Annotated in this window: 12 protein-coding genes; 8 read left to right on the forward strand and 4 right to left on the reverse strand. The window is 51.4% G+C overall.

The features are described 5' to 3' along the window. Positions 1-33: 33 nt before the first annotated feature. Complete coding sequence (gene radA / locus LCF41_RS02530; protein WP_225086750.1) at positions 34-1,416, reverse strand: DNA repair protein RadA; 1,383 nt, start codon at positions 1,414-1,416, stop codon at positions 34-36. Between the two features lie 17 nt (positions 1,417-1,433). Next, positions 1,434-2,411, reverse strand: coding sequence for a phosphoserine phosphatase (gene serB / locus LCF41_RS02535; RefSeq protein ID WP_225086751.1), 978 nt, complete (start codon positions 2,409-2,411; stop codon positions 1,434-1,436). 156 nt (positions 2,412-2,567) lie between these two features. Between serB and LCF41_RS02540 the strand changes: the two genes are divergently transcribed. Then, positions 2,568-3,251: a YtjB family periplasmic protein gene (locus tag LCF41_RS02540; RefSeq protein ID WP_225086752.1), complete on the forward strand. Its 684-nt coding sequence runs from the start codon at positions 2,568-2,570 to the stop codon at positions 3,249-3,251. Positions 3,252-3,317: 66 nt separating this feature from the next. Here the strand turns inward: LCF41_RS02540 and LCF41_RS02545 are convergent, their stop codons facing one another. Then, on the reverse strand, positions 3,318-4,241 hold the full coding sequence (locus tag LCF41_RS02545) for a hypothetical protein (protein ID WP_225086753.1): 924 nt from the start codon (positions 4,239-4,241) through the stop codon (positions 3,318-3,320). 291 nt (positions 4,242-4,532) lie between these two features. Here LCF41_RS02545 and prfC point away from each other — a divergent pair, with 291 nt between their 5' ends. The 7 genes from prfC to LCF41_RS02580 all read left to right on the forward strand — a co-directional run bounded on the left by prfC (position 4,533) and on the right by LCF41_RS02580 (position 11,423). Beyond that, positions 4,533-6,122, forward strand: a complete 1,590-nt coding sequence (prfC, locus tag LCF41_RS02550; RefSeq protein ID WP_225086754.1) for a peptide chain release factor 3 — start codon at positions 4,533-4,535, stop codon at positions 6,120-6,122. A 568-nt stretch (positions 6,123-6,690) separates the two neighbouring features. Next, positions 6,691-7,299, forward strand: coding sequence for a molecular chaperone OsmY (osmY, locus tag LCF41_RS02555; RefSeq protein ID WP_225086755.1), 609 nt, complete (start codon positions 6,691-6,693; stop codon positions 7,297-7,299). A 184-nt stretch (positions 7,300-7,483) separates the two neighbouring features. Continuing rightward, entirely contained in the window at positions 7,484-7,645 is a 162-nt protein-coding gene (locus tag LCF41_RS02560) for a DUF1328 domain-containing protein (protein WP_012773166.1), read from the forward strand. A 186-nt stretch (positions 7,646-7,831) separates the two neighbouring features. Further along, positions 7,832-8,020: a CsbD family protein gene (locus LCF41_RS02565; protein ID WP_225088084.1), complete on the forward strand. Its 189-nt coding sequence runs from the start codon at positions 7,832-7,834 to the stop codon at positions 8,018-8,020. A gap of 114 nt (positions 8,021-8,134) precedes the next feature. Next, positions 8,135-8,932, forward strand: a complete 798-nt coding sequence (locus LCF41_RS02570) for a TatD family hydrolase (protein WP_225086756.1) — start codon at positions 8,135-8,137, stop codon at positions 8,930-8,932. Between the two features lie 315 nt (positions 8,933-9,247). Then, entirely contained in the window at positions 9,248-10,525 is a 1,278-nt protein-coding gene (locus tag LCF41_RS02575) for a NupC/NupG family nucleoside CNT transporter (protein ID WP_225086757.1), read from the forward strand. Between the two features lie 181 nt (positions 10,526-10,706). Beyond that, positions 10,707-11,423: a 4'-phosphopantetheinyl transferase family protein gene (locus tag LCF41_RS02580; protein WP_225086758.1), complete on the forward strand. Its 717-nt coding sequence runs from the start codon at positions 10,707-10,709 to the stop codon at positions 11,421-11,423. A gap of 51 nt (positions 11,424-11,474) precedes the next feature. On the opposite strand, the gene LCF41_RS02585 is transcribed toward LCF41_RS02580, so the two are convergent. Next, entirely contained in the window at positions 11,475-13,421 is a 1,947-nt protein-coding gene (locus tag LCF41_RS02585; protein WP_225086759.1) for a TonB-dependent receptor domain-containing protein, read from the reverse strand. Positions 13,422-13,503 lie beyond the last annotated feature (82 nt).

Consider the following 13,503-nt stretch of genomic DNA (forward strand, 5'->3'; position numbering starts at 1 on the left):
GGAAAGGGTAGCAGAGGGCTGTCTGAGGTTCGTTTAGAGATCGTCGAGGATTGCCAGCGCGTCGGCCAGCTTTTTCACGCCGAACACCTGCATACTGGCAGGGGCTTTCTTCGGCATATTGGCATGAGGAACGATGGCGCGTTTGAAGCCGTGCTTGGCGGCTTCGGTGATCCGCTCTTGTCCGCTGGGAACTGGGCGAATTTCGCCCGCCAGACCGACTTCACCGAAGATGACGAGATCCTGCGGCAGCGGACGGTCGCGGAAACTGGAGACGAGCGATAACAGCAGTGCCAGGTCGGCACTGGTTTCGGTGACTTTGACGCCGCCGACGACATTCACAAACACATCCTGATCCGACATCTGCAAGCCGCCGTGGCGATGCAGCACTGCCAACAGAATGGCTAAGCGGTTTTGCTCCAGCCCGACCGCCACGCGACGCGGGTTGGACATCATCGATTGATCCACCAGCGCCTGAATTTCGACCAGCAGCGGGCGCGTGCCTTCCCACACCACCATCACGGAACTACCGGACGTCACTTCGTCGCCGCGGCTGAGGAAAATCGCCGATGGATTGCTGACCTCGCGTAGTCCTTGTTCCGTCATCGCGAACACGCCCAGCTCGTTAACGGCACCGAAACGGTTTTTATGGCTGCGCAGGGTGCGGAAACGGGAATCGGCATCGCCGTCCAGCAAGACGGAACAGTCGATGCAGTGTTCCAATACTTTCGGCCCGGCGAGCGAGCCATCTTTGGTGACGTGGCCGACCATCACGATAGCGACGCCGCGCGTTTTGGCGAAGCGTGTCAGATAGGCGGCGGTTTCACGCACCTGCGCCACGCTGCCGGGAGACGATTGAATATCGGCGAGATGCATGACCTGAATGGAGTCGATCACCATCAGCTTCGGCTGTTCCTGCTCGGCGATCAGACAAATCTGTTCGATGCTGGTTTCCGACAGCATGTTGAGATTCTGGGTCGGCAGATTAAGGCGGTGTGCCCGCATCGCCACCTGCTGCAAGGATTCTTCCCCAGTAACGTACAGGGTTTTCATGTTCTCTGACAGCTTGCAGAGCGTTTGCAGCAGCAGGGTACTTTTACCCGCGCCGGGGTTGCCGCCGATCAGAATCGCGCTGCCGGGAACGACACCGCCGCCCAGAACACGGTCAAATTCCTGAAAACCGGTAGAAAAACGGGGCAGGGCTTCAAGACTGATTTCCGAAAGTTTTTGTACCCGGCTGACGCCAGCACTCTCGCCCGCATAGCCGGTGAGACGGTCGGAACGTGATACGGATGCCGAGGCCAGGCGAACTTCGGTAATGGTGTTCCAGGCATGACAGGCGCTGCACTGCCCTTGCCAGCGCGGGTAGTCAGCCCCGCACTCATTACATACAAACGCCCGTTTGACGGCTTTTGCCACGTCTCACCTCCCACTGATTAACGCTTTTCGTGTCTCATACTGCCGCTGAGAATGCACAGCACTCCGGTCAGATCGGCATGACGGATGGTCACCGCAGATTGTTCATTGACCTTGGGTTTGGCGTGATAGGCAATGCCTAAGCTGGCTGCCTTGATCATCGGCAGATCGTTCGCGCCGTCACCAATCGCCACGGTCTGATGCATTGGGATTTCCAGCTTTTCCGCCAACTGTTGCAGTGTAGTCGCTTTATGTTTTGCATCGACAATCTGACCTATGACGTCGCCAGTCAGCTTACCGTCTTGCATACCTAATTCGTTGGCAACGGCGGCCACCAGGCCTAGCTCATCACGCAAATAATCGGCAAAGTAGGTAAATCCGCCCGATGCAATGGCAACGTGCCAGCCTGCTTCCTGAAGCTGGCTAACCATATTACGCAGGCCTGGCATCAGTGGCAGCGTCTTAAGTACCGTTTTTAAAATATTGGCGTCGGCACCTTTTAATGTCCCCACGCGCTGACGCAGGCTGGCAGCGAAATCCAACTCGCCGCGCATCGCGCGTTCGGTGACTTCAGCGACCAGTTCGCCTGTGCCTGCCAGCTTGGCGATTTCATCAATACATTCGATCTGAATCGCGGTGGAATCCATGTCCATGACCAGTAAACCCGGCGCACGCAGCGTCGGTGCGTTACGCATGGCCGCGACATCAATACCCAGCTCGTGTGCCAGCTTGGTAGCGCGTGGCGTCAGCGTGCCAGCTAAACGCACAACCTGATAATCGCCCACGTTCCAGGCGCTCACGATAACCATTGCGCTGCCCAGTTTACGCTGGTAGCGGGAAATCAGGTTTTTATCGAGGACGTCGCTATAAATAAGCCAGCCAGTGTCGCCAGCGCGGTAGTCAAGCGGCATCACTTCATCACCGCTCAGTGATAATGGCAGTCCCGGCCAACAGTTGATCTCATCAGGAAGATCACGATAGGTCAGACTATTCGACATGGGGTAAATCCTCTGCTGGCAGTAATGCGATAAAGTCGTGCGATAAAGAGGGATGTGGCGTCGACCAAACATATCCCTCCAAAAACTGGGCAACAAGCTATCCTATCGTCGGCGCTTCTGGCAACATGAAAGTATCCAAAACGTGTAAGGATTATCATGGTTCGCGCCCGGGTGAAATTTCGTCTACACCGCACGGCAATTGTGCTGATTTGTCTCGCCCTGCTGGTGGTATTAATGCAAGGTGCGTCCTATTTCAGTTTGAGCCACCAGATGGCGCGATCTGAACAGGTTGAAGATCTGGCGCGTACGCTCTCCAGACAGGTGGCTTACAGCCTTTCTCCGTTGATGGGGAGCGTGGATGATAATAGCCAAAAGATTAATACCATCCTCAAACAGCTTACCGACCACAGCCGTATTTTGGATGCCGGCGTGTATCAGCAGGACGGCTCGCTGGTGGCGCATGTTGGTGAACAGGTGCAACTGCGAGATCGACTGGCGTTGGACGGCAATCGGGTCGGTAGCTACTTTAACCATCAACTGGTGCAGCCGATTGAGGGGAAAGAAGGGCCTATCGGCTTCCTGCGTATCACCTTAGATACCCATGTGCTGGCGACCGAAGCCAGACAGGTGGATAACACGACCAATATCCTACGTTTGATGATTTTGCTTTCGCTGGCTATCGGCATCATTCTGACCCGCACGCTGTTGCAGAATCGTCGTACCCGCTGGCAACAATCGCCTTACTTTCTTACGGCGAGTACGCCAGTGAAAGAAGAAGGGGACGACGCTGAGAGCGATACGCGGACGAACGATAGCGCGGCTGTGAGAAAGGATGAATAAGAGGAACGCCTCTGATGCGTTGACGACACCCCGTAAAAACGATCTGCTTCTACGGGGTCTACGCGGCTATTTCAGGCCTTCCTGGAAAGTTATCCAGTGTTTATAGAATGCGCTGACAATCGAGTTGTACTCGCTTTTGGTATAGCGATCGAAGTTTGAAGAGGCAATGTAGTCGCGAAAGTTACCGAACCAGGAAGACACATCGGTTGAGGCTGCTAGCGAGAAAATCTGCTGGCGCTGAAGTTGGGTGGCAGAGGTACCTTCTGCATTCTTTTGCAGTTCCAGAAATGTGGTATTCGCCTTATCGGTGTCTCCCGCGTCGACGCTGCGCTGATATTCATCTTGCAGGAGATTTTTTTCCAAATTACTCAGCGCATCAGATTTGAATTGTATAACGCCCTGAATATCCTGATCTGCCTGATACTGATAATCGCTGTCAACATAGCGATTTTTCAATGTCTCTAGTTTACTGGCAGTAATGGCGATCTCCATACTATCTGTGGTGTAGCTCCACAGACTGACATCCGGCGGGGAAGATAAGGCTGTTTTAACGAGGCCGAGAAATTCCTCTTTACTGATACCGCTATCCTCTTTGAGATGGTTTGACCACAATCCGATGGTCATTTCGTGCGTGCCGATATTATCAGCAGAGACATTGATATATCCGGGAGGAAGGCTGGCAGCATTGCTTTGCCGTTCAAGCTCACGAGCTCTCGCCGTTTTCATCGCTTCTAGCGCTTTTTCTTCATCTTCGCGGCCCAAAATCGGTGTATCAGCAAACTCTTCCCTCATACGCGCGAGGGCTTCCTCTGAGATTTCTACGCCTTTAGGTAAGATGAAGGTTTTGCCGGTAATAGGGTCGACGATTTTTGCAGAATCTGTTGTGGTCGTTGTTGAAGGCGCGGCAGCGGACAGGGTGGTCGTTGATGATCGTGCGGTGCTTTGGGCTTGAGAATTGCTATAACCCGTATTATTTACAGACAAGCTCATACTCTCTCCTTAAGTGCGATCAAGTGGTTAAATATTAACCTGAATATTATCGGCAAAGAGGGATGGTAACTTTATAAATAATTTATTCCGGTATTATTGTCTGTGGAAGGCTGAGGTGTGTCGGGTAAAGGCAGCGACTTTGCGGTTTATGCCATCACCGATTGTGTCTGCACGTTAAATCAGGGAAAATGCTTGGCTACCGTTTATTTCTGCTTTGCCTGACGATCTGCCATCGGTGTGTTGTTGACTTGATGCTGACGCCGGGTGGCTAACAAAAGAAACCTGAAAATCATGTCTCCAAGTGAATACGCCCGCGAAGTCTCCAAAAGAAGAACGTTCGCTATTATTTCTCACCCCGATGCCGGTAAAACCACGATTACCGAAAAGGTGCTGCTGTTCGGACAGGCGATCCAGACTGCCGGTACGGTAAAAGGGCGTGGTTCGAACCAGCATGCAAAATCTGACTGGATGGAGATGGAAAAGCAGCGTGGTATCTCCATCACCACGTCCGTGATGCAGTTTCCTTACCGTGATTGTCTGGTTAATCTGCTCGATACCCCAGGGCACGAAGACTTCTCCGAAGATACCTATCGTACGCTGACGGCGGTGGACTGCTGCCTGATGGTGATCGACGCTGCAAAAGGGGTCGAAGATCGTACGCGCAAGCTGATGGAAGTCACGCGTCTGCGCGATACCCCGATTCTGACGTTCATGAACAAACTTGACCGTGACATCCGCGATCCGATGGAAGTGCTGGATGAAGTCGAGAGCGAGCTTAAAATTGCCTGTGCGCCGATTACCTGGCCGATTGGCTGCGGCAAACTGTTCAAAGGCGTGTACCACCTTTATAAAGATGAAACCTATCTGTACCAGACGGGTAAAGGCCATACGATTCAGGAAGTACGCATCGTTAAAGGGCTGGATAACCCAGAGCTGGATACCGCTGTTGGTGAAGAACTGGCTGCACAGCTGCGTGAAGAGCTGGAACTGGTGAAAGGGGCATCGCACGAATTTGAGCTGGACGCGTTTCTGGCCGGTGAACTGACGCCGGTGTTCTTTGGTACGGCGTTGGGTAACTTTGGCGTTGACCACATGCTGGACGGCCTGGTTGCCTGGGCACCTGCGCCGATGCCGCGTAAAACGGATACCCGTGAAGTTACGGCGGCGGAAGAGAAATTCACCGGCTTTGTGTTTAAGATTCAGGCCAATATGGATCCGAAACACCGTGACCGCGTGGCGTTTATGCGCGTGGTGTCCGGGAAATATGAAAAAAGCATGAAGCTGCGTCAGGTTCGTACGGGTAAAGACGTGGTGATTTCAGACGCGTTGACCTTTATGGCGGGTGACCGTTCCCACATTGAAGAAGCCTATCCGGGCGATATCATCGGGTTACACAACCACGGCACTATTCAGATTGGCGATACGTTTACGCAGGGTGAAGACATGAAATTCACCGGCATTCCTAACTTTGCGCCGGAACTGTTCCGTCGTATCCGCCTGCGCGATCCGCTCAAGCAGAAACAGCTGCTGAAAGGGCTGGTACAGCTGTCTGAAGAAGGTGCGGTGCAGGTCTTCCGTCCATTGACCAATAACGACCTTATCGTGGGTGCGGTCGGCGTGCTGCAGTTCGATGTGGTGGTTGCCCGTCTGAAAACGGAATATAACGTTGAGGCGATTTACGAGTCGGTGAACGTTTCTACGGCGCGTTGGGTGGAGTGCAGCGACGTGAAGAAATTCGAAGAGTTTAAGCGTAAGAACGAACTGCATCTGGCACTGGATGGTGGGGATAATCTGGCCTATGTGGCACCGACGATGGTGAACCTGAACCTGACACGGGAACGCTACCCAGAAGTGACGTTCCATCAAACACGCGAGCATTAATTTTTATCGCAACATTAATTTTTATCACGACACGCAGGTTTATAACGGGATCGGTTCACAACAAGATGGATTGATATGCCGCGGTTTCACGGCAATCATCGTGGCTGCGTCGTCTAAATAGTGACCACGTTGTTAACATAATCATTACCCGGCTATGTTTGGTTTTAGACCAAAAACAGCCGGGTTTTTTATTTTTAAATGCATTAAAAAACAATGTATTACATGTCTATTCTGCAAGTTATACCTTTTCATTCTGGTGCCACAGACAAATCTGAATTGCTGTGCATTTTCCCTCGTTCCTCTGTGATTTTTCATTCTGTGGGCTATAGTTAACAGCGTGTTAACTTATTTAGCGTGTTCAACTGTTAACGTAATTTAAGTTGGTTCATTGTTTTGATTTGTTTCGCCTTTGCAATTCAATGCTCTGATTTTTTCATGCAAGAAGAGTGAATCATCGGAGCGTTGGACGCGCCATTATCACCTTGATTTGTTGATGGCTGTGCAGGCGTTAACGTGGCCCAAAATAGCGTATTTCGGGTTTATAGAGAGCATAAGAAGGAAGACATCGATGAAAAAGACCACACTGAAACAATCGCTGATCGTAGTTGCTCTGGGTTCTATTCTGGCTGGTGGTGCGATGGCCGAAGAAACGTTAGGGCAGAAAGTAGAACGTATCGCGGATACAACGGGTGCAAAAATCGATAGTTCCGCTAACAAAGCATCTGACTACATGAGCGACAGCGCGATCACGGCAAAAGTGAAGAGTGCGTTGCTGGAAGACAAATCGATTACCAGCAGCGATATTTCCGTCGAAACGTCCAAAGGTGTCGTTACGTTGAGCGGGTTTGTAAGCAGTCAGGCACTCAGCACTCGCGCGGTGGAAATTGCCACGCAGGTTGAGGGCGTCGAGTCCGTCAGCGACAAATTGCAGGTGAAAGATAACCCATCACAGTCGGTTGGCGCGTATGCCGATGATGCAGTGGTGACCAGCACGATTAAGGCCAAACTGTTGGCGGATGACATTGTCCCATCGCGTAAAGTGAAAGTTGAAACGCAGGAAGGCGTTGTATTACTGAGCGGTGAAGTGGACAACAAAGCACAGTCCGACCGTGCCGAAAGTATTGCGAAGGCCGTTGACGGTGTGAAAAGCGTCAAGAACGACCTGACCGTTAAATAATCCTCGTTATTTCAAACATAGCTATTATTAAAAATAGCGGTTTCACACAAGGTTATCCGTGATAGCGGATAACCTTACCTAATCCGCATAATAAAACACGATCTGTGGATACGCAGTCAGGACGCAGTACCGCGTCAGGATGACCACCATGATTATTTTTCATTTTGTCTGGTAAGGAGAGCGTATGTTTCGTTGGGGCATTATATTTTTAGTTATCGCACTGATCGCGGCAGCACTGGGTTTCGGTGGTCTGGCCGGTACCGCAGCTGGCGCGGCGAAAATTGTCTTTGTGGTCGGTATTATTCTGTTTCTGCTTAGCTTGTTCACGGGTCGAAAACGGCCGTAGCACAAAGTATTCTTCATTCTTTCTATGAAAGAAATGTCATACAGAGCACACAGCCGCGCCATGCGGCTGTCACATTTTACCGGCACACTATTTTCTAGTGACGCACTATCTTCTACTGGCAGACTATCTTTTACTGATACGCCCCGCGTATTTGCTGCATTTCGACAGTTTATCAGGAGGTTTATGATGAATAGCGATATCGTTGTTGGCAAATGGAAACAGTGGAAAGGGAATTTTCTGGCGCTGTGGGCCGATTGGTTTGACAGCGACTGTGCCTGGCTGGAAGGGAGCAACGATTACTTGTCCGGTGTCGTGCAAGAGGGTTACGGAAAAGCGCACGAAGAGGTATGCTCAGAGAAAACCACGTTACACTGAGGCGTTGCCGCGACGACACGTTCTGTTCTGCCATGAGGCTTTGGCAGGGTATGGCTTGCTCGTAGATTAGGTCGCCTCATCTTGACGGGCCTAATCTTGACGGAGAGAAACGACGTGCCTTCTGAACGATACCGTTTTATCGACACCCACTGTCATTTCGATTTCCCCCTTTTTTACGATGCCGCACCGGAAAGTTTACGTCTGGCGCAAGACGCCGGGGTTGAACGCATCATTATTCCTGCTGTGGCTTCTCAGTATTTTGAGCGCGTGTTGACGCTTGCTCGCACTTATTCACCGCTTTACGCTGCACTTGGTCTGCACCCACTTTATATTGCCGAACATCAGGAGAGCGACTTGCTTCGTCTGGAAGACGAACTGCGCCAGTTGTCCTCCAGGCTGGTGGCGGTGGGTGAGATTGGATTGGATCTCTATATGCCGGAACCGCAGTTCGAGCGGCAGCTTACCTTCCTTGAGGCTCAGCTTCGGCTGGCGAAAAAATACGATCTCCCGACCATCCTGCATTCGCGGCGTAGCCACGACAGGTTGGCGCAATTACTCCGCCGAATTGACGTGCCACGTACCGGTGTGGTCCACGGGTTTGCCGGGAGTCTGGCGCAGGCGCAAGCCTTTATCCGGCTGGGTTATTATATCGGCGTCGGAGGAACCATTACCTATGACAGGGCGAATAAAACGCGCCAGGCGATTGCGCAACTGCCGTTAGATCGGCTGCTGCTGGAAACCGATGCACCCGATATGCCGATGAGTGGCTATCAGGGGCAGCCAAACCGACCCGAGCGCATTTCGTGTGCGTTTAACTCGCTGTGTGATCTACGCGCAGAGCCACCTGAAGAGATTGCGGAGGCGCTCTGGCAGAATTCGCATCGGTTGTTTGGACGGCTCATGTTGGCCTAACACGGCTACCGTTACGATACTCGCTATTCCGCAACGATGCTTTCCTTACGCGGAGAGCGGTTTGCTTCCGTTTTTCTCTTATTTCTGTGTAACAACTGGCAAAACAGTCATTCTGATTTCATATACTAACCATAAAATTGTGATTAAGATCACCTTTTGGTGTTTTTGACTGTTCGATGTTGTATGTATTTGTGACATAAGTTAGCGACCTTCACGAGCCTGTCTTTATAATCAGCTCGCCAGAGCGTGCTTACCGTTCTGGCGATATGATTTTTTATGCTCTCACTTTTTTTCACGCGTTATAGGGAACTGCACATGCAACTCGTTATGAGTCTCATCGGCATGATTGTTCTGATACTGTGCGCGGTTATGTTGTCCAATAACCGTAAAGCTATCAGATTGCGCACCGTCGTTGGTGCTTTCATTCTTCAGATCGGTATTGGTGCTTTGGTGCTGTATGTCCCCATCGGGCGCAAGATTCTGGAGGGCATGACGGGCGGTGTAGCAAACGTTATCGCCTACGGAAATCAAGGTGTTTCGTTCATGTTTGGCGGTCTGGTCTCCGACAAAATGTTCGAAGTATTTGGCGGCGGCGGATTCGTTTTCGCACTGCGCGTATTGCCGATTATCGTCTTTTTCTCTTCCCTTATCGCCGTGCTTTACTACATGGGTATCATGCAGTTGGTCATCAAGGTACTGGGTGGCGGATTGCAGAAACTGTTGGGAACCTCCCGGACTGAATCGCTCTCGGCAACGGCTAACATCTTTGTCGGCCAAACGGAAGCGCCGTTGGTGGTTCGCCCGTATATCGCCAACATGACGCAGTCAGAGCTGTTTGCGGTGATGTGTGGCGGGTTGGCCTCTATTGCGGGTGCGGTGATGGCGGGTTATGCCCAGATGGGTGTACCGCTGGAATACCTGATAGCGGCATCCTTCATGGCGGCGCCTGGCGGGTTGCTGTTTGCCAAACTGATGGTGCCGGAAACGGAAAAAACGCACGACCATGACAAGATGGTTGGGTTTGTTGATGAAGACGATCGCCCGGCTAACGTTATTGATGCGGCGGCAAGCGGCGCGGCTTCCGGTATGCAGCTGGCGCTGAATGTAGGTGCGATGCTGTTGGCGTTTATCGCCTTGATCGCCGTGTTGAACGGTATTCTGGGTGGGATCGGCGGCTGGTTTGACTACCCGCAGCTGTCGCTGGAACTGATCCTCGGCTGGTGTTTCGCCCCTGTTGCGTTCCTGATAGGGATTCCGTGGAATGAAGCCACCGTTGCGGGGTCGTTCATTGGGCAAAAACTGATTGTTAATGAATTCGTGGCTTACATGAATTTCAGTCAGTATCTGAAAGCGGATGACGTGGTTGCTGCTGCGGGTTTGCAGGTTCTGTCGGATCATACCAAAGCTGTGATTTCGTTCGCGCTCTGTGGCTTTGCTAACCTTTCGTCTATTGCTATCCTTATTGGAGGTTTGGGCAGTATGGCACCGACTCGGCGTCAGGATATTGCCCGCTTTGGTTTGAAAGCGGTCGCGGCAGGTACGCTTTCTAACCTGATGAGCGCCTGCATCGCAGGGTTCTTTTTGGCTCTGTAGTCCTTGTGACTACGTCGTTTCCGGGCCCTGTCATGTAACCAGACATTATTGCCGTAGCGAGATGATGGGCGGCGAAAGTCGCCCATTGTTCGTTTATATCCCTGCAATAATCAGGGATTAAGCGTGGCCTACGCAGTGTTTACCGAATGCAGGTGCGATATGCTTGCCTGAGTGGAGTGACATGCTTTCTGCTTTTATTGATGATGTTGAATGGATTACTTTTCCACGGGCAACGGACGGTGCCACCTACCCAGGTATTACTGCTCGCTGCCATTTCCATTTGTCTGCCTATGACGACGCGCTGTTTGCTGCGTCGAATATCCCTTTACCTGACGCGCTAGCGCGCGCTGTGCCGAAACGGCGCGCCGAGTTTCTGGCCGGGCGTTATCTTGCCAGACAGGTATTGAATAAACTGGGTCACCCTGAGTTTGTGCTGTGCAGTGGGGAAGATCGTTCACCGCAGTGGCCGGAAAATATTGCTGGGTCGCTGAGCCATAATAAAGACAGTGTACTCTGTGCTGCCCATTTGCGTAGCGATACGCTATCGTGCGTGGGGGTTGATATCGAAGGATTCATGTCCGATGAACGTGCGCAATCGCTGTGGCCCGGCATCATCGGTGATGAGGAATACCAGTGGTTTCAGGAACGTGATGAATCGTTCTGCTGTTTGCTGACGGTAAGCTTCTCGGCTAAAGAAAGCCTGTTCAAGGCGCTTTACCCGCAGGTGCGGCACTACTTTGATTTTCTGGATGCCAGGCTGGTGGCGTTGGATATCACCAAACGCGAGTTCGAGCTGGAACTGCTTACCGATCTGACGCCGACGTTTTATGCCGGACGCCGCTTTAAAGGCGCGTATCTGCTGAGAGAGTACGACGTCACCACGTTTATCTGTTGCTAAAAAAGCCCGCGAATTCGCGGGCTCAGCATTATTGATTAGCACGTATCGGCATCAGAACTTATAGCTCACGCCGCCGTATACCGTACGTCCAGACAGGAAGTAGTCGTTGTTGGTGGCAACGTAGTCCCGTTTTTCGTTGGTCAGGTTAGTGACACCCAGTTTCAGGTCCACGTTTTTAACTGGCGTGTAGGTCGCACCGATATCTACGGTATTAAAGCCTCTGGTTCTAAGTACTTCTTTATCACGCAGATATTGGTTGCCCGCGTACTGATAGGATATGTAGGTCGAGAGATTATCCAGCGCCTGCCAGTTCAACTGCGTGTTAACCGTATTTTTCGGCGTTTGTTTCAGACGCTTTCTGGTGGTGCGGTCTTCGGCATCGACGATGGTCCAGTTGGTGGTCCAGTTCAGATCCTCTGTCAGATCGATCCAGAATGAGGTTTCAATCCCCTGAATTCGTGCTTTATTCACGTTTTCATAGGTTCGTGTTAGCGAATTGGTTTGAATCATATCCTTGATGTCATTATCAAATAATGTGACTCCTGCGCCAAATCGCTCAGCCTCGTAGGCGGTACCTAACTCATAACTTATGGCTGTCTCTGGCTTAAGGTCAGGGTTCCCAAGGATAAAGCATGTTCCCTGACAGGAGGCTAAAGCATAACCTTTGACCGACTGCGAAAGTGTTGGGGCTTTATAGGCTTTGCTGACACCGCCTTTTATCACCCAGTTATCGGTCAAACTATACGTTGCATAGGCACGAGGGCTAAATTCTGTTCCGTAGACCTCATGCTGGTCGACACGACCTCCGAAGGTTAATGCCAGATCGCCAAGTTTAAATTCGTCTTGTAAGAAAAGTGCGCCTTGGCTGACATCGATCCCACCATTTTGTAGGTACATGCTATGTTTTAATGATGTCAGCAGGTATTCACCACCGCCAGTCAGCAGATGATCGCCCAGATAGCCAGAAACCTGGCCGTCTATAGTGTGGTTATCCTGACTGATATCTGCTCTGCCACCTTTCAGCTCAGAGTTATCCATCAGATTGACATTTTCATAGTAGTAACGCAGTCGCGTATCGACATTTTCCCAACTGCCGTTGTGCGTCAAGCCAAGTCCTAAACGATCCAGTTTCTGTATATTACGTCTTGCTACGTTACGCACATTCCAATATACGTCACGATCGTCTTTGACATAGGTAGCATCAAAATCCAGACTCTGCTGTTCATCAATCAGCCAGGTCAAGCTACCTAATAGATTGGTATTTTTACGCTCTTCTCGCGCATCGGTGTTGGGGTTTTTCGAGAGCTCTGTACGCCAGGCATCACGTTTGCCACCATCAATAATCAGACTGCCCAGCAGCGTATTGTCTATCAATGGGCCGCTGACGTAGCCGTTTAGGCGGTTATGGTCGCCGCCGGAACCTTCGGTCGGTGCTTCAAAGTTATAGCCGATCTCACCCGTTGCTTTCTCCCCCGGTTGGCGCAGAATTACGTTTACTACACCGCCCAGCGCGTCGGCTCCGTACAGGGATGACATGGGGCCACGGATCACCTCAATACGATCGATGGCGGATACGGGGAGTGAAGTAAGATCAAAATCGTTGGCGTAGTCGCTGGTTAACGCCTCACGTGAGTTAACTCGACGACCATTCACCAGCAGTAGCGTGTAGTCTGCCCGCATGCCACGGATCTTGATCTCGTTACGGCCATAGGTTGATGACGGATTGATGTTAATGCCCGGCAGCTTTTTCACCGCGTCGGAAACGTTATTCACCGACATCTTTTCCAGCTCGGAACGAGTGATGACAGAAACGCTGGCGGGGGCGCTCAGCGTGGTGTGCTTCGTCTGTGTTGCTGTCACGACGATTTTTTCATCTGCCGCGTTTTCTGCCTGTGTAAGTGCAGGCAGTGCCAGTAACCCGGTCACCAGCAGGGCGCGATACACCTTGCTGTGTGGGAAATGATGATATGAAAAACGACTTTCCGGTTTTAGCTGCATGTCAAAGACCCCATCAAAGAGTGGAAAAAACATCCCCATAAATAAATTGCGTGCTGTGTTGCATGTATTACCGACCACATCG

The sequence above is a fragment of the Pectobacterium colocasium genome, assembly GCF_020181655.1.
Classification (GTDB): Bacteria; Pseudomonadota; Gammaproteobacteria; order Enterobacterales; family Enterobacteriaceae; genus Pectobacterium; species Pectobacterium colocasium.